This is a genomic window from Ercella succinigenes (assembly GCF_900002895.1).
This window is the reverse complement of record NZ_CDHP01000018.1, coordinates 78354-99134: the sequence shown is the minus strand read 5'-3', so window position 1 is coordinate 99134 and position 20781 is coordinate 78354. Positions and strand designations below refer to the sequence as shown.

General features: G+C 38.0%; 19 protein-coding genes and 1 pseudogene. 19 read left to right on the top strand and 1 reads right to left on the bottom strand.

Annotation, left to right across the window (positions count from 1 at the left end; translation table 11 throughout):
• Positions 1–16: 16 nt before the first annotated feature.
• The 17 genes and pseudogenes from AC0KSB_RS05085 (at position 17) to AC0KSB_RS05005 (ending at position 17361) form a co-directional block, all read left to right on the top strand.
• Complete coding sequence (locus tag AC0KSB_RS05085; RefSeq protein WP_472307134.1) at positions 17–1159, top strand: ABC transporter ATP-binding protein; 1143 nt, start codon at positions 17–19, stop codon at positions 1157–1159.
• A gap of 15 nt (positions 1160–1174) precedes the next feature.
• Positions 1175–2098 (top strand): ABC transporter permease, encoded by a 924-nt coding sequence (locus tag AC0KSB_RS05080; protein WP_472307133.1) that lies wholly within the window; start codon positions 1175–1177, stop codon positions 2096–2098.
• Positions 2099–2114: 16 nt separating this feature from the next.
• Positions 2115–2927 carry an ABC transporter permease gene (locus AC0KSB_RS05075; RefSeq protein WP_472307132.1) on the top strand — a complete coding sequence of 271 codons (813 nt, stop codon included), beginning with the start codon at positions 2115–2117 and terminating at the stop codon, positions 2925–2927.
• A 40-nt stretch (positions 2928–2967) separates the two neighbouring features.
• Positions 2968–4026: an ABC transporter substrate-binding protein gene (locus tag AC0KSB_RS05070; protein WP_472307131.1), complete on the top strand. Its 1059-nt coding sequence runs from the start codon at positions 2968–2970 to the stop codon at positions 4024–4026.
• Between the two features lie 66 nt (positions 4027–4092).
• Positions 4093–5593, top strand: a pseudogene (locus tag AC0KSB_RS05065) (aldehyde dehydrogenase family protein).
• Positions 5580–6947 carry a putrescine aminotransferase gene (locus AC0KSB_RS05060; RefSeq protein WP_472307130.1) on the top strand — a complete coding sequence of 456 codons (1368 nt, stop codon included), beginning with the start codon at positions 5580–5582 and terminating at the stop codon, positions 6945–6947. The pseudogene AC0KSB_RS05065 and the gene AC0KSB_RS05060 overlap by 14 nt, the downstream one beginning before the upstream one ends.
• A 79-nt stretch (positions 6948–7026) precedes the next feature.
• On the top strand, positions 7027–7872 hold the full coding sequence (locus AC0KSB_RS05055) for a dimethylarginine dimethylaminohydrolase family protein (protein WP_472307129.1): 846 nt from the start codon (positions 7027–7029) through the stop codon (positions 7870–7872).
• A 29-nt stretch (positions 7873–7901) separates the two neighbouring features.
• On the top strand, positions 7902–9110 hold the full coding sequence (locus tag AC0KSB_RS05050) for a PucR family transcriptional regulator (RefSeq protein ID WP_472307128.1): 1209 nt from the start codon (positions 7902–7904) through the stop codon (positions 9108–9110).
• The gene (locus AC0KSB_RS05045) at positions 9103–9951 is read left to right on the top strand and encodes a carbon-nitrogen hydrolase family protein (RefSeq protein ID WP_472307127.1); all 849 of its coding nucleotides are present in this window, start codon (positions 9103–9105) and stop codon (positions 9949–9951) included. Before AC0KSB_RS05050 ends, AC0KSB_RS05045 begins: the two co-directional genes overlap by 8 nt.
• Before the next feature lie 71 nt (positions 9952–10022).
• The gene (locus AC0KSB_RS05040; RefSeq protein ID WP_472307126.1) at positions 10023–11198 is read left to right on the top strand and encodes an iron-containing alcohol dehydrogenase family protein; all 1176 of its coding nucleotides are present in this window, start codon (positions 10023–10025) and stop codon (positions 11196–11198) included.
• Between the two features lie 131 nt (positions 11199–11329).
• A complete protein-coding gene (locus tag AC0KSB_RS05035) occupies positions 11330–12388 on the top strand; it encodes an ABC transporter substrate-binding protein (protein ID WP_472307125.1) in 1059 nt (352 codons plus the stop codon).
• Between the two features lie 43 nt (positions 12389–12431).
• The gene (locus AC0KSB_RS05030; RefSeq protein ID WP_472307124.1) at positions 12432–12758 is read left to right on the top strand and encodes a P-II family nitrogen regulator; all 327 of its coding nucleotides are present in this window, start codon (positions 12432–12434) and stop codon (positions 12756–12758) included.
• A 21-nt stretch (positions 12759–12779) separates the two neighbouring features.
• The gene (locus tag AC0KSB_RS05025) at positions 12780–13136 is read left to right on the top strand and encodes a P-II family nitrogen regulator (RefSeq protein WP_472307123.1); all 357 of its coding nucleotides are present in this window, start codon (positions 12780–12782) and stop codon (positions 13134–13136) included.
• 25 nt (positions 13137–13161) lie between these two features.
• Positions 13162–13959 (top strand): ABC transporter permease, encoded by a 798-nt coding sequence (locus AC0KSB_RS05020; RefSeq protein ID WP_472307122.1) that lies wholly within the window; start codon positions 13162–13164, stop codon positions 13957–13959.
• A complete protein-coding gene (locus AC0KSB_RS05015) occupies positions 13956–14768 on the top strand; it encodes an ABC transporter ATP-binding protein (protein ID WP_472307121.1) in 813 nt (270 codons plus the stop codon). Before AC0KSB_RS05020 ends, AC0KSB_RS05015 begins: the two co-directional genes overlap by 4 nt.
• 34 nt (positions 14769–14802) lie before the next feature.
• Positions 14803–15981: an iron-containing alcohol dehydrogenase gene (locus AC0KSB_RS05010; RefSeq protein ID WP_472307120.1), complete on the top strand. Its 1179-nt coding sequence runs from the start codon at positions 14803–14805 to the stop codon at positions 15979–15981.
• A complete protein-coding gene (locus tag AC0KSB_RS05005; protein ID WP_472307119.1) occupies positions 15982–17361 on the top strand; it encodes an aspartate aminotransferase family protein in 1380 nt (459 codons plus the stop codon).
• On the opposite strand, the gene AC0KSB_RS05000 is transcribed toward AC0KSB_RS05005, so the two are convergent.
• Positions 17327–18529 (bottom strand): MalY/PatB family protein, encoded by a 1203-nt coding sequence (locus tag AC0KSB_RS05000; RefSeq protein ID WP_472307118.1) that lies wholly within the window; start codon positions 18527–18529, stop codon positions 17327–17329. The two genes, AC0KSB_RS05005 and AC0KSB_RS05000, sit on opposite strands and share 35 nt — an antisense overlap.
• A 161-nt stretch (positions 18530–18690) precedes the next feature.
• Here AC0KSB_RS05000 and AC0KSB_RS04995 point away from each other — a divergent pair, with 161 nt between their 5' ends.
• Both AC0KSB_RS04995 and AC0KSB_RS04990 read left to right on the top strand, forming a co-directional pair.
• Complete coding sequence (locus AC0KSB_RS04995; RefSeq protein WP_472307117.1) at positions 18691–19644, top strand: acyl-CoA dehydratase activase-related protein; 954 nt, start codon at positions 18691–18693, stop codon at positions 19642–19644.
• Positions 19637–20758 (top strand): 2-hydroxyacyl-CoA dehydratase, encoded by a 1122-nt coding sequence (locus AC0KSB_RS04990; protein ID WP_472307116.1) that lies wholly within the window; start codon positions 19637–19639, stop codon positions 20756–20758. The genes AC0KSB_RS04995 and AC0KSB_RS04990 overlap by 8 nt, the downstream gene beginning before the upstream one ends.
• The last annotated feature ends 23 nt before the right edge of the window (positions 20759–20781 follow it).

Below are 20781 nucleotides of genomic sequence, written 5' to 3'. Positions count from 1 at the left end.
ACGGGGAGGGAAAGATATGTCAGATAATAATTCAATCATAGATTTGCGTCATGTTAGTAAATCTTATGATGATACACCGGTAGTCAAAGACTTAAATCTGACTGTGCAATCAGGTGAGTTCTTAACTTTACTGGGTCCCTCCGGTTGTGGTAAAACAACAACTTTAAGAATGATAGCAGGGTTTGAAGCTGCAACTGAAGGGGAAATATTGTTAAAAGGTCTTAATGTTGCCGATTATGAGCCTTTTGATCGTGAAGTAAATACTGTATTTCAGAATTATGCTCTTTTTCCACATATGTCAGTTTATGAGAATATAGCTTTTGGTCTACAGATGAAGCATGTCTCCAAAAAAGAGATAAGCAATCGTGTTTCGGATATGTTGAATCTGATTCAGCTTGAAGGATATGAGAGCAGAAGTCCTGCTCAACTATCTGGAGGACAAAGACAACGCGTAGCTATTGCCAGAGCACTTGTTAACGAACCCAGTGTTTTGTTGCTTGATGAGCCCCTAGGTGCTCTCGATCTGAAGCTTCGCAAACAAATGCAGCTGGAATTAAAACGTCTGCAAAAAAAACTTGCCATAACATTTGTATATGTTACTCATGATCAGGAAGAAGCACTTACCATGAGTGATCGCATTGCCATAATGAATGAAGGTGTTTTAGAGCAATTAGGTACTCCGGCTGAAATATATGAAAAACCTCAGACAAAGTTTGTTGCAGGATTTATAGGAGAAAGTAATATTTTTGAAGCACAGATAGCTGGAGTAGAAAACAATCTGATAAGCATGATGATGGAAAGTGGATTTTGCACTGCTGCGAGATTAGCTCAAAGAGATAAAGACAAAAGCCCCGGAGAAATGGTTCACCTTTCTATCAGGCCGGAAAGGCTTATTCTGAGCCCAAAGCCTTTGGCTGGCTTTAGTTTGCCGGCAATGGTCAGAGAAATGACTTATGTAGGTAATATTATCAAGGCAATTGCAGTTCTTGGGAATGGACAAGAAATTGTTTGCAGCAAATTAAGTGGAAATGACTTACCAAAGCCCGGACAAGCTGTTTATGCAGGCTGGGAACCAGAAGATGTAGTAGTAATACCGGCTGACCGTGAAACAGCAATATTTGAAATGATAGATAAGGTTGATCTTGCTCAGGCTCAGTAAGAAAGGAGGTAAAAGATGATTCCTTCTACAGCAAATAAAGACTTACTTGTTGAAAGAAAAACTATTAAAAAGAAGCATAAAAAACTTTCTCAGAGTGGAAGAATTGCTCCTTTTCTGATGATTGGGCCTGTTGCACTGTGGCTACTGATTTTGATAGTTGTGCCACTTGCATATGTTATAGTGATCAGTTTTCTGAAAAAAGGCCTTTACGGAGGTATAGTTTTCGACCCTACTGTAGAAAATTATACGCGTTTGATCAGTATTCAATATCTGAAAGTTTTTTGGCAATCATTAACCCTGGCGATTGCAACAACGGGGCTATGTCTTTTGGCCGGCTATCCTTTTGCCTGGTTTATAGCCAAAACAGCACCTAAATCTAAAATTATACTAATGATACTTTTGATAATACCTTTCTGGACAAATTCTCTGGTCAGAACATATGGCTGGATTTTACTTTTGCAAACAGAAGGGATTATAAATAATCTGCTCATGGGTATAGGATTAATCAAAGAACCTTTAACAATGTTATATACACGTGGAGCAACTTTACTGGGCATGGTATACACACTATTTCCGTTTATGATACTTCCACTGCACACTGCAATTGATAAAATTGACCCCTCTTTGCTGGAAGCAGCCAGTGACCTATATGCCACAAGGAGTAAGACTTTTCGCAAAATTACCTTGCCCCTGACCAAAGGCGGAATCTTTGCAGGTTGTATTATGGTATTTATCCCTACTCTTGGTTATTTCTTTATTTCTGATCTGCTTGAAGGCGGTAAAACAATGTATATAGGAAATCTTGTACGAAATCAATTTCTCACAGCCAGAGACTGGCCGTTTGGAGCCGCTTTATCAGTGCTTTTGATTCTGCTGACCTTGATTTTGGTAAAGATATATACATCGTTTGGCGGTAAAATGAAAGACTTAAATTTATAGACAGGAGGTGACATCATTGGCTGCTGAATTGAATCGTAAAAACCACAAAAAAATTAGGATTAAACCAGGTGCAATAGTTTATACCTGCATGATTTACATTTTTTTATATTTACCTATAGCAGTATTAATCATATATTCATTCAATGATTCTCCCAGAGGTCTTGTTTGGAGTGGGTTTACTACAAAATGGTATCATGAAGCTTTGCAGGATAAAGCTTTGATGGCGGCTTTTGGTAATACTTTGCTGATAGCTGTATGCAGTACAATTCTCTCTGCTATGGTAGGAACAATTGCTGCTATCGGCATGTACAGATACAAGTTTAAGGGTCAGGGGCTGCTTGACTCATTGCTTTATATACCAGTGGTAATTCCTGAAATAGTACTGGGAATAGCATTGCTTTCCTTTTTCTCACAAATGCAACTGACATTGGGCGTTATGACACTTATCATTTCTCATGCAACCTTCAGTATACCTTTCGTTATTTTTACTGTAAGGGCAAGACTTGAAGGATATGATAGCTCAGTGGAAGAAGCCGCAATGGATTTAGGCGCGGGGCGTTTAGCTACGTTATTCAGAATTACACTTCCTATATTAGCTCCAGGAATTCTTGCAGGTTGCCTGCTGGCATTCACATTATCTCTCGATGATGTTGTAATAAGCTTTTTTACGGCTGGTGCAGAAAGTACAACTTTACCATTAATGGTATTCTCCATGGTCAGATATGGAGTAAGCCCTAAAATCAACGCTCTTTCAACAATGCTGCTGTTATTTATTATGCTGCTTGTTGTTACAACTCAGGGTCGTCAATTATTTAGAAAAAAGAAATAAGATTTATCAGCAGAGGCATAGCTATTTACGGAGGTTTGCTATGAAAAGAAAAATGATTGTTCTTGCTTCGATTTTTGTGCTTATAAGCTTGATTGCGAGTTTATTTGCAGGTTGTTCAACATCTAAATCAGATGATGAGATTCTCAACTTTTTTATGTGGTCGGAGTATATTCCTCAAAGTGTCGTAGATGAATTTGCAGAAGAAACAGGCATAAAGGTTAATATGAGTTACTTTTCATCAAATGAGGAAATGCTGGCAAAAATACAGGCTGGAACCAAAGGTGCATATGATCTTACTGTCGCCAGTGATTACATGGTAGACATAATGATAAAACAAGGCGATATAATTGAACCGCTTGATCTTTCCAAAATTGAGAATAGTACCAATATTAATCCGATATATATGTCTCAAAGCTTTGATCCTGAAAATGAGTATTCCATACCCTATATGGGTGGAGCTGTACTTCTTGCTTATAATAGCTCAAAAATAAATTTTGTGCCCGAAAGTTTTGAAGATCTTTTTAGACCTGAACTTGCCAATGATCTGGTTGTGCTTGATGATCAAAGAGCTGTAATAGGTCTTGTACTTAAAAGTCTTGGTTATTCGATGAATGAAACAGATAGTGATAAATTAGAAGAAGCCAAAACCAAATTAGGCGATCTGATACCAAATATCAAGGCTTTTGACAGTGATAATCCCAAAGCTAAATTAGCAAGTGGTGAAGTCTCCATAGGTTATTGCTGGAGTGCGGAAGTTGCTTTGGCTATGCTTGACAATTCAGACATTGAGGTTGCCTTTCCTAAAGAGGGAACATACCTTTTCCTTGACAACTTCGTAATTCCTAAAGACGCCAAAAACGCAGAGGCTGCTTACAAATTTATTGAATACTGCTTACGTCCTGAAGTAAGTGCTGCAATTACCGAGGAATATCCGTATATGAATCCTAACAAGGCGGCGCAGTCTTTGTTACCGGAATCTTATATTGATAATCCTGCCTCAAATTTACCAGATGAAGTTTTTGAAAAAGGTGAATACATTCTGGATGTAGGTGAAGATACAAGAACTTACGATGAAATTTGGACGGCGGTAAAAGGATAAAAACTATCATCTAATACTAGCATTCAACAAAATAGAATAAAAAAGATCTGTAAGTTGGAGGTAACTATGCTGCCATATAGTCTTAAAAATAAGCATTATATAAATGGTCATTGGCTGTGTTCTGAAAATGAATTAAAAAGAGAAATAATAAATCCAGGCACAGGTGATATTTTATCTGCCGTTGCCGAAGGTAATTTTTCAGAAGCCAAACTAGCAGTAGATGCAGCCAGAAAAGCATTTGATCAAGGTATCTGGACGCAAAAACCTGCAGCAGAAAGAGCTGCATTCTTGTTCAAATTGGCCGATAAAATAGAAGAAGAGTCCGAACAGTTTGCTTTATTGGAAACACTAAATAATGGCAAACCTTTAAGAGATTCTCAAGGAGATGTAGCTGATACAGTTTCATGCTTCAGATATTATGCAGGACTTGTAGGCAAACCATCAGGTATAACTTGCGATGTTCCCGATCCTGCTATGCAGACTTTGATTGTTCGGGAACCTGTTGGAGTATGTGCCCTGGAATTATCCGTTGATGATGGCTGCATGGAAGATTGCCCCCGCGCTTGCGGCAGGAAATACCATCATTTTTAAGCCATCCGAGCTTACTCCGCTTAGTGCTATCAGACTTTTTGAGATTATGGACGATATTGGTCTGCCACCAGGAGTGGTCAACCTTGTACTAGGTGCAGGTTCAACGGTAGGGCAATATTTATCCGAAAGCCCAGATGTGGATAAAGTTGCCTTTACCGGAGGAACAAAAACCGGTCAGGAAATCATGAAAGCTGCAGCCGGCAATATCAAAAATATTTCTCTAGAGCTCGGGGGGAAATCTCCCAACATTATTTTTGCTGATACAGATATAGAAACAGCTGTTGATTTTGCGCTTTTTGGCATCTTTTGCAATCAGGGACAGGTATGTTCGGCAGGTTCCAGAGTGTTGATTCAGGAGGAAGTAGCCGATAGATTTATAGACTTGATCGGCAAAAGAGCAGCACAAATTAAAGTTGGGCGCGGAGATGAAGACGGTGTTGAAATGGGTTCACTTATAAGTGAAGTGCATTTAAAAAAGGTTATCGGATACATAGAAAATGGCAAAAAAGAAGGTGCCAGACTGATAACCGGTGGACAAAGGATTATCAGAGATGGGCTTGACAAAGGTTTTTTCCTTGAACCTACTATTTTTGCAGATTGCACACCTGATATGAAAATTGTTAGAGAAGAGATTTTTGGCCCTGTTTTGGTAATTCAGAGATTTTCTGATGAGGCAGATGCAGTCAGACTGGCAAATGATAGTGATTATGGATTAGCGGCTGGTGTTTTTACCAAGGATTCAGCAAGAGCAATGAGGGTAGTTCGCAAATTAAGAGCAGGAATAACCTGGATCAATCATTATCATCCTACTTTTTGTGAAGCTCCCTGGGGAGGCTATAAACAAAGTGGAATCGGACGGGAACTTGGACCATGGGGACTGGAAGCATATACGGAGATAAAGCAGATAAATATAAATACGCAGCCTGAACCTATTTACTGGTTCGAGGACAGGAGGAATCAGCATGAAAACAAATAATCTAAATGAATCTCAGAGCGAATTGATGTCTGAACTGGAAAAAGTAATTAGTCTAATTGAAAAAGACGATCTAAGTTCTCAAAGTGCAGAAGAAATGATTCAGGATTCTATTTACAATTATAATAATCATATAAATCCAGGCTGGCTGAAATACCGCAAATCAGTATCGACAAATGCCGCATATGTCGAATGGAAGGATGAAGGCAGTTATTTCACAGATGTCTATGGAGAATCCTTTCTTGATTGTCTGGGTGGATTTGGCATTTATCTTTGTGGTCATCGCAATCCTGAGATTATGTCTACTGTTGAAGCTCAGCTGAAACATCAGGCACTTCACAGTCAGGAACTGCTTGATCCATTGAGAGGATATCTGGCAAAAGCAGTTGCTGCAATTACACCTGGAGATTTGCAGTATTGTTTTTTTACAAATGGAGGAGCAGAGGCAGTTGAAATGGCACTGAAGCTTGCCAGAATTGCCAGTGGTGGCAGTTGGTTTATTTCTACCGTAGGCGGTTTTCACGGCAAATCAATGGGAGCAATTTCAGTAGGTGGTAAAAGTACTTACCGCCAGCCTTATTTGCCTATGATACAACAGGTTCGACATGTTGATTATGGTGATGCCATTCAGATTGAGCAGGCAATTCGACAGCTTAAAGCAGTTGGAGAAAAGATAGCAGGCGTAATTATGGAACCTGTACAAGGTGAAGCCGGAATTATTGTGCCTCCTAAAGGTTATTTACAAAAAGTCAGAGAAATATGCGATCGTGAAAATGTAGTACTGATTTTTGATGAAATACAGACCGGAATGGGTAGGACAGGTTCGTTTTTCCGTTGCGAAGCAGAAGATGTTGTTCCAGACATATTAACTTATGGCAAGGCTTTCGGCGGAGGTATTATGCCTATTACAGGCATAATCGCCAGACCTCATATGTGGGTTGAAGAACTGCAGGATAACCCTTGGATTCTCGGTTCTCCCACTTTTGGGGGTAATCCGCTGGCTTGTGCTGCAGCACTGGCTACAATCAAATATATGATTAAGTATGATATACCTGGCCAGGCAGCTGAAAAAGGTGAATATTTACTTTCAGGGTTACGAAAAGTGCAGGGAAAATACCCTGATATTATTGTAGATGTTCGTGGTATAGGACTAATGATAGCAGTGGAATTTCCTGAATCTGAAATAGGCTATGAAATTGCCAAGGGGCTGTTTGCGCGCAAAATAATGACGGCAGGAACATTGAATAATGCTAAATGTATTCGTTTTGAACCAGCAGCAACAATGACATATGAAGAATTTGATCTTGTACTAACTGCTTTTGAAGAAGTGGTTGAGTTAGTCGGCAAAACAAATTGATTTGTGCCGTAACACAATGACACTGGTTTCTTTAGGTTTTACACTTATCACAAAATAAAGAAATGTGAGTGTGAAATAAATGGAATACGTAAAAAATGCAACAGGAACATTAAAAAAAGTTATGCTTTGCCCACCTGAACATCTTGAACTTGAACCTATAAATGTTATATCAACGACATGGTTGAAAGACAACAGGCCACTAGATAAACAGAAGTGTCTGCAAGAACATTCTGATTTTGTACAGGCATACAGGGAAAATGGTGTAGAGGTAGTACTTGTAGAACCTGATAGCACTCTCAAATATCAGGTTTTCGCCAGAGATTTCGGGGCTTGTCTTGCTGATGGGTACATTGCCGGTAGATTTAGAGAACCCTGTAGATACGGTGAAAGCAAGATCTATCAGAAAAAGATGAAAGAAATGGGGATACCAGTAATTGCCAGGTGCACATCAGGAGCATTTGAAGGCGGGGATTACTGGCAATTAGACGATTACACGATAGTTCACGGTGTAATTGCTAGAACAGATGAAGCAGGATTCGATAATATTAGACAGCAGATAAGTGAATATGGTTATACAATGACATCTGTTCAATGCCATAGCCGCAATCTGCACTTGGATATGTGTTTCAATCTTGTTGCCGAAAGATTGGCCGTAGTTTGCAGTGAGGCATTGCCGGAAAGTTTTCTGGCAATGCTTAAAAAAAGAAAATTTGAGTTGATTGATGTATCTCAGGAAGGAGTATTCAGGCATTATTGCAATATTCAGTGTCTAGGCGATGACCGGGTAATTTCATTCAAAAACAATTCTGCTGTTAATGAACGTTTGAGATCATTTGGAATAAATGTTATTGAAGTAGAAATAGAAGAAATCCTTAAAGCAGGAGGAGGACCTCATTGCATGACATTTCCCTTGCTAAGAACTTGAATTTTGCAAAATACTGATAATTGGTGAAAATGCTGACCAGAGATTTGATTAATATTAAAGAGCTCAAGGGGTTAAAGCTTCTGGCTGGTGAAAAAGGACTTAGCCGTTCTATAAGATGGATATATTTTGCGGATAGTCTTGAATGCACGGATAAGGAAGATGACCCTCAAGACTGGATACATAACGGGGAACTTATAATTATTACAAATAATAAAATGTTGGAAAATCCTGATATTATCAACAGTCTTATTAGAAAGGCTTATGAAAAACAATCAGCAGGTTTTATAATCAATATAGGGAAGCAGCAGCAGTCATATCTGGATCTTTGCAACAGTCTTAATCTGCCTCTTTTTGAAATTCCCTGGACGGTTAAACTGATTGATTTATCACAGTATATATGTACAAAAATTATACAAGAAGCTCAGCTTCAACAATCTATGGAACATTTGCTGGACAGTATTATTTGTTCAAATTATGAAACAGCACAGACTTTGATTGATAGAGCATCTTTTTTAGGAATTGATCTTAACCAGAATTGCAGAATTGCAGTTTTTAGAACTACACACAGTAGTGGACCGGATAAGTCAGAAGAGTATAAATATGGTTCTGATCAAGCAGAATATATTGCCTCTATGATCAGACATATCTATCATGGCATAACAAAGAAGAATCTGCTCACACAAATTAGAGGTAATGATATTGCTATTTTATATGCTGACAAAGATATAGGAAAGACAGCATTTTCTGTGATGATAGAACAAATACGTACTAATATAGCCGAGAGGTATGACGGCATGACCATCCGTACAGGGATTGGAAACCCTTATGCAAATGTCAGTCAATTCAAAAAAAGTTATCAGGAAGCTTTAAAAGCAGTAAACTTAATTGATACTGTCGGTAATGAGAAAGCTACTTTGTATTTCAAAGATACAGGCATGTATTCACTATTTTTTCTGATTCAGGATCAACATGAGCTATCAAGATTCTGTGACAATCAGCTGGCGCCCCTTGCTGAATATGACAAAATGAATAATACCGATCTTTGTTATACACTTGAAAAATATTTACAGCATAATAAAAATACAGGGATAGCAGCAGAGGCTCTTTTTATACACAGGAATACTATGAGATACAGATTAGAAAAGATACAAAACATACTAGACCTGGATCTTGATAACCTCGATCAGATTGTTACTATAAGTACTACTTTGCATGTAAGAAGGTACCTTGATGCATAGCCGGCAGAATGATGAAAAAAAAACAATTGCCATTGTACAGATGGATTGTATTCCCGCGGATATAATACATAATTGCAGCTTGCATTTAAAATTCATAAAAGACATTTCACAAAATGTTCCTGACACAAAATTAATAGTGTTTCCGGAATTAAGTTTATATGGCTATGCTGAATTTGAAAAAATATTTGATGACCGAATCTACCGGCAAATAAAAACTGCGGAAAACGAAATTGCTGCTGCAGCCCAAAAAAATAGTATAGACATTATTTTTGGCTCATTATCAAAGACTTTGACTGATGAAAAATACAGTCCTCAATATCCAAATATCTATAAAAATGATCTTGTCTGGATTAACTGGAAGGGAAATACCTGCAGCCGTTACTCAAAGAAGCATCTTACATCTGCGGACAAAAAAATCTTTTTGGAAGGCAAGGAATCTAAGAGCCTTGAATGTGCCTGGGGTAAAAGTGGCTTGTTAATCTGCTGGGATATTATTTATCCAGAAACCGCAAGAGTTTATAGGAGAAAAGGTGTTAAGCTTCTTATAGTTGCAGCTGCCTGGGAAAAACCTTATCAAAAGCAGTGGGAAACTGCAATCTTAGCAAGAGCGATGGAAAACCGCATGTGGATTTTGGCTGCTAATAGAACAGGCAGGGATGATAATTTTGAGTTTTTTGGCAAAAGCTTGATAGCAGATCCACTTGGCAGAATTATCAGCCAAACAAACGAAAATAAATCTGGCTACCTGCTCTTTGATACCAGCATTATGGAAGAAAAGTTAATTTGTGAAGAAATGACAGCTTTTGGAGATCCTTTTGCAGATCTCCCCCAATACGATTAAGACATAACCTAGAACATCCAAGCAGATTAAAGATTTATCAGCAAATATATATTTTGATACATAGGTGAGTAATGGATATAAAAAAACTTTTTCAGACAAAAGAATTCTATATAGGCTCCAATGCCAGAAAAGAACTGCCTGCGATTATGGAACAGAATAAATATACCAGAATATTGATTGTTTCGGATCAGAATCTAACCCAAACAGGTGCTGTTGAGCTAGTGATAAATTCCCTGAAAATCAGCGGCTTAAGCTGTAAGCTTTTTGATCAGATAGAAAAAAATCCTTCTGTAGAAAATGTTTTATCCTGCCTTGAAGCATTAATAGATTTTAAGGCAGATTGTATAGTTGCATTAGGTGGCGGATCAGTCATAGATGCATCAAAAGCAGCGGCTCTGGCTTATACAAATAAATATCTTAGGGATATAGTATCTATGGAAGGAATTAATAAATGCAAAAATCCAGGCCTGCCTTTAATTGCTATGCCTACCACCTGCGGAACCGGATCTGAAACGACAATGGATTATGTTATTACAAATAAATCAACTAATCGAAAAATGGCTTGTTTGGATAAATATGCTTTGCCTGTTGCTGCTGTAATTGATCTGGATATTCTTGCAAGTTTACCGGCTGAATTAATCGCCGCTACGGCAGCAGATGCACTTACGCATGCTATTGAAGCCTATACAACAATTACAAAATGGGAAATTCCGCAATTTCTTGCAGAATCAGCAGTAAGACTTATTTTTAAAAGCTTAAAAAAAGCTATAGCATCACCAGATGAACATAAATATCTTCATGATCTGGCTATTGCCCAATACCTGGCAGGTATAAGCTTCACAAATACTGGACTAGGCCTATCACATGCCATCGCTCATCCTCTGAGTGCACATTTAGGAATACATCATGGTTTGGCAAATGCCATCGCTCTAATACCTGTAATGCGTTTTAATCAGGAGATATGTGAGAAAGAATACTCTGCACTTGCCTTTGCATCAGGTTTGACCGCAATAACAAATAAAAATGATGCAGATATATTTATCGATGCGGTGGCAGATTTATTAAGCGAATGCTCGTTGCCTGCAACTCTCGGTCAAATCTCAAATCTTGACAAAGAAAAAGTCTCCTTGATGGACTATGATTTACTTGCTAATGATGCAATGAATGATATTTGCATTTCAGACAACCCCAGAGTACCGAAAAGAAAAGATGTACTTCAAATATATCAGTCAATTTGTATAGAATAAATCATACGCCTTGTGCAAACATAACATAGGGGTTTGTGCTGTCAGACATATGAACCTTCACGTAACTGATCTAAAATAACGGCAACTAGAAAATATAAGAAGCTTTTATCAAAACATTAGGAGGAATTAAAATGAATCGCAAAAAAACAATAATAAAAATATTATGTATGCTGACTGCAATAATTATTTCATTCTCATTAGCTGCCGGCTGTAATTCAAAATCTTCAGAACAGCCATCATCTCAGGATCAAACTTCAGCTTCTGATTCAAACGATGAATTAATAAAAATTTCTTTTGGAACTTCACCATGGCCAACCAGCATGTTTGCCTATTTAGCACAAGAAAAAGGCTTTTTTGCCGAGAATGGATTAGAGGTTGAGCTTAATACTTTTGGTTCATTTGGTGATTCCCTTCAGGCTTTTGTCGGCGGTAACATAGATATTGTAACAGCTGCATCACCTGATACTCTGGCACCATTCAGCCAGGGAGCTGATTTCCAGATTGTAATGATGACAGATAAATCAATGGGTTCAGACGGAATGGTTGCCAGCAAGGATATTAAAAGTATAAATGATCTTGCAGGTAAAACGGTTGCAACAGAATTATATAGTGTCGATCACATGTATCTTTTATCGCTGCTTGATGAGGCGGGTATGTCTGCGGATGACATAACGCTGACTAATATGACAATAGCAGATGCCGGCACGGCTTTTATTGCAGGCCAGGTTGATGCAGCTGTTATTTGGGAACCCTATCTAAGCAGGGCAGTAAGTGAAGGCGATGGAAATCTTTTGTATTCAACTAAAGATAATCCTGATTTAATTACTGATTGCGTTGCTGTAAGTGCAAAACTTCTGGAGGAATCTCCCAAAGCCATACAGGCTTTTGTAGATAGTTGGTATCAGGCAGTCAAGTATTGGCAGGAAAACGAAGATGATGCAAATGCTGTTATGGCTGCAGCTCTTGAAGTATCTGCAGAGGACTTTGCGGATATGATGGATACTCTTTACATAACGTCAGCCAGAGATTCTTTAGAGGCTTTTGAACCTTCAGAAGGAGAGAGCAGCTTTATCAGTATAAACCAGTCTATTGCTGAATTTCTCAAGGAGTTAAAAGTTATAGAAAAATTGCCTGATGTTTCAGAGATGATCAATACAGAATTTTTGAAAAATAGTGCCATGCTTGACTGAATGTGAATATAGTACGCATAAGAAAGATTGCGAGGTGTTCGGCTTGAAAATGATTAAAGCTGCGGTAAGACCGGAAAAATGTGCAGAAGTACTTGATAGATTAAATAGTAATGGCTTTAGAGCAGCAACCAGATACAGTATTTTAGGCAGAGGCAAGCAAAAAGGTCTTAAGGTTGCAGATGTTTACTATGATGAAATACCCAAGGAAATGATTATGATTGTCGTGGATGACAAAGATGAAGACAAGGTTATTGAAATAATTTCACAGACCGCAAGAACAAATAAAGATGGTGCTTTTGGCGATGGTAAAATATTTGTTCTGCCGGTTGAACGGACAGTCACAATCAGTAGTGGTCAGGAAATTCTGTAAATATTTCTGCCGGAGGTAATGATGAAACAGGTATTAATAATTATCAGGCCGAATATGTATTACCAGACAAAAAAAGCATTGATAGAAAAGCATTTTTATTCAATGAGTATCAAAGATGTTGTAGGCAGAGGCTCATCAGCTATATCGTTCTATTCGCAAGAGGATGAAAAGATGGTAAATAGTGCATATTCTGATCCTATGATAGCCAAAAAAATGATTGAGATTTATGTTCGAGATCAGGATGTGGAAGAGTTAATAAATACAATAAGACTTGTTAACAGTAAAAATCAGGCTGGTGATGGGAAAATTTTTGTGATCCCTTTGGAACGCTGTCAAAGAATTCATACAGGCGAGACAGACGATAATGCTTTGATGTAAATAATAGAGAAGGAGGGAAACAGATATGAAAAAATCCTTTGGGTTACGTAGTCCTATCAGCAAAAGAAAATTTGTAATCATAGCTGTCTTATCATTCGTAGTTCTGATTGGAATATGGACTGTGCTTACGGAAGCTGAACTGGTGAATAGTCTTTTTCTTCCTTCTCCTGTCAAAGTAGTACAGAATATTATCAATGGTTTTAAAGACGGTACCTTGCTGCAAAACTCAGGAATAAGTATATACCGCGTGGTAATGGGATTTTTGCTTGCTGTTGTTCTGGGTGTGCCGGCCGGAATTATGGTAGGATCATTTAAGTCGGCAGAGGCTCTCATAAGGCCATTATGCGAATTTGTTAGATATATGCCTGTGCCAGCTTTCGTTCCTTTGGTAATGGTTTGGACAGGTATTGGCGAAATGGCAAAAATAACCCTGGTTTTTCTGGGAACTTTTTTCCAACTTGTATTAATGATTGCTGATGATGCGGCATCTGTGCCTGAAGATTTGTTAAGTGCCAGCTATACACTTGGAACCAGACGGTGGTCTACAATAGTAAAAGTCCTGATTCCTGCTGTTGCACCGCGTATAATGGAAACTTTACGCATGTGCATTGGCTGGGCATGGACATATCTTGTTGTTGCAGAGCTGGTTGCGTCGAGCTCTGGACTTGGTTTTTCAATTCTAAAAGCACAGAAATTTTTCCAAACGGAAGCTATTTTTTCGGGGATCCTTACAATAGGTATTATTGGCTTGATAACAGATCGTATTTTTGCTCTTGCTATAAGATTAATGTTCCCCTGGCAGGAAAGAGGTGCAAGCAGATGAAGAATGATCTGAATACAATTGCTGTTTCTGGAAAACCTCTTGAAGCAAGTGTGGCAAATAACAAAATTGTAGCCAGAAAAATAAGCAAATGTTTCACGTCGAGAAAAAAGCATATAGATGCAATTTTGGATGTGACAATTGAAATTCAGGATAATGATTTTGTTTGTGTTGTAGGCCCTTCAGGTTGTGGTAAATCAACACTCTTGAGGATAATGGCAGGTCTTGATTTCCCAAGCAGTGGAGAAATTCTGGTAAATGATAAAATTGTTCAAGGTCCAGGTGCAGACCGAGGTATGGTTTTCCAGACTTACACACTTTTCCCATGGATGACTGTTGAAGAGAATATACGTTTTGGCTTAAAACTAAAGAAAATGCCTGAAGGAGAAATGCGGGATATTACCGATCGCTATCTCGAACATATAGGTTTAACTTCTTTTCGCAAATGTTTTCCCAAAGAATTGTCTGGAGGAATGAAGCAAAGAGTTGCTATCGCACGAGCACTTGCCAATCAACCGGAAGTCTTATTGATGGATGAACCCTTCGGCGCTCTTGATCCTCATACTAAGGAAACAATGCAAATGTTGCTTCGTGATATCTGGCAAAAAGAAAAGCCTACTATTGTATTTATAACACATGATATTGACGAGGCCGTATTTATGTCAAACAGAGTTTATGTTATGTCGGCAAGACCAGGAATTATTCAAGAAACAATACCTGTGTATCTTCCCTATGAAAGAACAAGAGAACTTAAAGATGGATCAGAATTCAGACTCATAAGGAACAAAATCAACAAAATGCTTTATGATTAATTTGACTGGATTTTTAAAAAGTTTTGGGGGAAATATGATTGTTTTTGATTTCAAAACCAGGATATATCAGTTTGAAAGCTATAAAAATTTTTCTGACACGTTTGCGGTGGGTGCAAAAGATTTGATTGTTACGAGCGGTCATTTGGCAGAAACAAATATTCTACCTGTTTGTGATAAGAAAAATATGCCTACCATAATTGATATAAGAAAATATGGGTATGGTGAGCCAAATGATACAATTGCCAGAGCATTAATTGCTGACACGCGCGATTTAAACTATGAGAGAGTTATCGGAATAGGCGGTGGCTCGGTATTAGATCTGACAAAACTGATCAGCCTTGAAAGACCGCTTGATTTATTGGCTTTATTCCAAAAAGAAATAATTCCTGTAAGGAAAAAAGAATTGATACTGATTCCTACTACTTGTGGAACAGGAAGTGAAGTGACTTCCATCTCAATTTTAAGTTTTTCTGAACCCAAAACCAAATTAGGTATTTCTGATTTGGCGTTACAGCCAGATTATGCAATTATAATTCCTGAACTGGTGTACTCCTTACCATATATTCCTTTTGCTGCCAGCTCTATTGACGCACTTATACATGCAATAGAATCATATTTATCTCCCCGCGCCAATGTTTTTACCGAACCATATGCAATCCGGGCTATAAATATGATTTGTGAAGGGTATATAAGTTTTATAGATAAAGGCTGCAAATTATTGAAAAATAAAGCAACTTTATTTTTGCAGGCAGCTTCACTTGCAGGCATATCTTTCGGACAAGCTGGCGTAGGTGCAATTCATGCCTTGAGTTATCCGATTGCTACTAAATCCGGACTTTCACACGGAGAAGCAAACTATGTTTTGCTTTCATCTGTTTTACAAAAGTATAATGAAAAAAATAAAAATGGCAAGATGAGAAAGCTTAAACAAATCTTGGCAGAAAGCATAAAGTGTGATGCCGATTTCGCTCTTGAGGCTTTAGATAACTTGCTTGAAGACATCTTGCCGGTCAAAAAGATGATCGAAATAGGTTTTGGCAATTCAGATTTCCCTTTCCTTGCAGAAAATGTTATTTCAAACCAACAAAGACTCTTAACAAACAGCTACATAAAACTAGACAGTCAGGATCTGATAGAAATATATAGTAATGCCGCACAGAGATCAGAAAAAAATTTTTCTGCAAAGGATAGTCTGAAATTGGAGGAAGTTTAAATGTTAAAAAAGCACATTGATGAATCTTCACTAGGATACTCTCTGCCTAAGATAAAAACTTCTTCTGTTCCCGGACCGGAAGCCTCACGGATTCTTAAACGCAGACTTCAGGCAATTCCTGCTGCTATACGTACTTCTTATCCGTTAGTGATAAAAAGAGGGCAGGGAGCAATGGTTGAGGACGTTGACGGAAATTTGTTTCTTGACTGGGTAGGCGGCGTTGGTGTTTTAAATATAGGTTACAGCAATAAAGAAGTTATTGAAGCAGTAAAGCAGCAAAGTGAATTATATTTCCACTCGATGATGAATATAATTACTCACGAAGGATACATATCGCTTGCAGAAAAACTGAATCAAATTGTTCCTGTAAGGCAAAATGAACGAAAAACAATGCTCGTAAACAGTGGGGCTGAAGCTGTTGAAAACGCTGTGAAAATAGCTAGAGCACATACTGGCAGAGAAGGTGTAATTGTATTTACAGGTGCTTTCCACGGCAGAACCAGTTTAGCAATGCAGATGACAGCAAACAAAGCATATTCAAAAGGCATGGGGCCTTTTCCTTCCGGAGTATATAGAGCTGCCTTCCCTGATCTCTTGCGAAAAACAGCATCTGAAGCATCCGAGATTGCAGAGATAAATTGTGCTTTGTCAAATCTCGAACAGATTATTCTAGAAAATGAGGGTGAAATTGCTGCGATAGTTGTTGAACCTGTGCAAGGTGAAGGGGGATTTGTGCCTGCTCCTTTTGAGTGGATAAAAAAGATAAGAACTCTATGTGACAAAGAAGGCATTTTGCTGATTGCAGATGAAATACAAACAGGTTTTGCCCGTTCGGGAAGAATGTTTGTTTCTAATTATTGGGCAGAAAACGGTTATGCACCTGATATTATCATTATGGCAAAATCAATTGCCGGGGGTATACCGCTATCTGCTGTGACCACAGGTGCCAACATTATGGATAGTGTGCCTGCCGGTACTATAGGCGGTACATATAATGGTAATCCACTTGCTTGTGCAGCCGCACTCGAAGTTATCAGAATAATTGAAGAAGAAAACTATTGTGAAAAAGCACGTACAATAGCTGAGTTTTGTAAAATAAGATTTTTAGCATGGAAGACAAAATGGGATCAGATTGCTGATGTTCGTGGAATCGGTGCAATGATGGGCATAGAATTTGTCAAAGATAAAAACACTCTCGATTACAACGGTGGTGTGGTTACAGCGCTGGTTAATCTCTGCGCTCAAAACGGCCTTATAATCGAAAGTGCAGGCGAGCATGGAAATATAGTCAGATTTCTTTGTCCTTTATGTGTAACAGAAAAGCAGCTTGTTGCTGGTCTTGATATTATGGAATCTGCTCTGATTTCATTGCTAGATTAAGTTGATCAAGAGCTTTTTTCAGAGTGGTACGAGGACATGCTATATTAATTCTCTCAAAACCAGACCCTTCTTGACCGAACATAGTTCCATCATCGAGCCATAGTTTGGCTTTGTTGTTTATAAAGTCTTTACGCTTTTTATCATTCGGCATGAAAGCCGAAAAATCAATCCAGGCAAGATAAGTTCCTTCTGGGTTAACTAACTTTAAATCAGGCTGGCTGTTTTTCAAAAAATCCTCCAGTAATTTTATATTGCCTTCCAGGTAGATCAGTAATTGATTAAGCCAGCTTTCACCATATTGATATGCCGCCTGACACGCTACCAGTCCCATGATATTTAATTGGCTATACCCGCTGCGATTCATTTCTTTACGGAATTCTTTCTGCAGTTTAGGATTAGATATAAAAATATTTGCCGCTTGTAATCCAGCCAGGTTAAATGTTTTACTTGGTGCTGTACATAAAACAGTTAAATCACTGCACTCGGGATTGATCTGATTAAAAATCAGATGTTTATGACCCGAATAGACAAAGTCTGCATGTATCTCATCGGCAATAACTATGACGTTATGTCTGCTGCAAATATCACCTAATTTTTTTAATTCATCCTCCCGCCAGACTCTGCCGACAGGATTATGAGGATTGCAGAATATAAACATCTTGACATTATTATCAATTATCTGTTTCTCAAAATCAGCAAAGTCTATACGATATCCATTTTCTAAGTCGGATACAGTTTTATCATAGACCAGACTATTTATAACAAGCTTGCGCTGATTGTCACGGACAATTTTAGAAAAAGGATAATAAACAGGTTGCTGAATGATGACGGCGTCTCCTTTTTTAGTCAATGCTCTGACGGCAGTAGCAATCGCATAAACAACACCTGGTGTTTTTACCAGCCAGCTGTCATGAAAATCCCATGAAAATCTTTTGTTAAACCAGTTATGCAAAGCATCTGTATAATCGCGACCGACCTCACTATAACCAAAAATGCCATGCTGTGCATATTCTGATAAAACAGATGAAACTTCCGGAGGAGTTTGGAAATCCATGTCAGCAACCCAAAGAGGCAAAACATCATCTGGCAAACCGTATTTGCTGGTAAAATCATATTTCAGTGAATTTGTATTTTTTCTATTTATAACATTATCAAAATCAAAAGTCATGTTTCTATTAAAACTCCTCTGTACTTCTGGAAAAACCACACTTAAACGTATATCATAATTACAATGCATTATAAATGATATTATCAATATCTGTATTAGTATAAGACAGTGGTAGAGATGTTTCAATTAACACTAGTTACAACAATATAGGAGCAGACAAAATGGTAATTGGCATACCGAGAGCTTTTTTATATCACAAGTACAATATGCTCTGGAAAACTTTTTTTGACCAACTGGGTGTAGAGTATATAGTTAGTCCGGAGACGAACAAACAGATAGTTGATGCTGGTTCGAGTTTGGCAATTGATGAGGCTTGCCTTTCCTCCAAGATATATCTTGGACATGTAAACTGGCTTATAGATAAATGCGACTATATACTGGTGCCACGAATATCAGGGTATGGTCGTGAAGGATCTGTCTGTACTAAATTCCAGGCCATCTATGATGTTGTTTACAATACTTTCCGAGATCAAAAAATACGCCTTATCAATTATAATATCGATCCTGGCAATTCAGAAGGTGAAATAAGAGCCTTTATCAAATTAGGCAAACAGCTTAAAAGAAAAAAAACCCGCATAATGCTGGCATACATGATAGCCAAGCAGGCAGAGAAAACCTCGCAGCAGTTGCTTGAACATGAACAGCAAAAAACACTTGCAAAGGCAGGCTTCAAGGTGCTTGTTGTTGCACACCGGTACAATATCTGTGATAAATGGATAGGTGAGCCGATAATAAATATGATTAAACAGCAGGGAGCAATTACTGTTATTGCCGACTATGCCGATAGACGCAATGCTTTGGAAAAATCTTCAGAAATCAGCGCAACTCTTCCCTGGGCATTTAATAAGGAACTGGTAGGTGCGGTTGCAATTTATCAGGAACAGGTGGATGGAATTATTTTGATGAGTACATTCCCTTGTGGGCCAGATTCATTGGTGAATGAAATACTGTCAAGAAGAATAAAAAACAAACCGGTTTTGAATCTTATTCTTGATGGTCAAGAAGGGCAGGCTGGTCTGGAAACGAGAATAGAAAGCTTTATTGACATTATTAAATTCAGGCAGGAAGATATCAAGGACGGAATTTTTCTAAAAAGGACAGATGACAATGAATAATATTCAGAAGAAATTGTTTCATACCAGAACAGATAACAGACCAAGTGAAATCAAAGTTACTTTCCCGCAACTTGGTAATTACAGGGTGCCTTTGGAGCTTCTTTTTACAGCAGGCCTTGAGGTAGAATATATTGTGCCGCCGGCAATAACCAGAAAAACTTTAGAGGTGGGAAGCAGACATAGTCCCGACTATGTTTGTGCTCCTTTTAAATATAACCTTGGTAATTACATTGAAGCTATAGAGGCAGGTGCAAATTTACTTGTTCAGACAGGCGGAGTTTGCCGTCTTGGTTATTATGGTGAGCTGCATGAACAGATTCTTAAAGATCTGGGATATGAAGCCAAATTTGTAAATATGGCCAGAGCAAAATACTCTAAACCGATAACGTTTTATAATGAGTTTAAGTCTGTTAATCCAGAAATGTCGCTTAAAAAAATAGCTGCAATTTTACCTGTTGTTCTGAAGATGGTTGAATATATTGATAAATCGGAGGATTACATTAGAAAACACGTCGGGTTTGAAAAGCATGCAGGGACATTTGAGGCTTTGCACAATGATTTTCTGGAGAAATTAAGACAAATAAAATCAGGAAAAGAATTAAAAAGAGTTTTTGCAGAGTATATGGAAAAACTTCGTTCAGTGCCTGTAGCAATGCCGGATAAACCTCTTAAAGTGGGCATAGTAGGTGAATACTATACAATAATGGAACCATTTAGTAACCACTATATGGAAAAAGAATTGGCACAAAAAGGCATAATAATAGATCGCTGGATGAATTTATCCAACAGTCTTTTCCATTATAAAAAAAAGAAAATGAAAGAGTATATCAAGGATTATGCGAAATTTAATATGGGAGCAACCGCCATGGCCACCATATATTATGCCCATAAATTTGCCAGGGAGGGCTATGATGGCATTATACATGTAAAATCCTTTGGCTGTACTCCTGAAATAGATGCTATGCCTGTTCTTCAAAATATAAGCAATGATTTCAAAATACCCGTTTTATATTTCAGCTTTGATTCTCAAACCAGTGAAACCGGTATACAGACAAGACTTGAAGCCTTTTATGACATGATTATGATGAGAAAGGAGATTCGGGAAAACAAATGAATTAAAGTTTCCCGTGATTAACC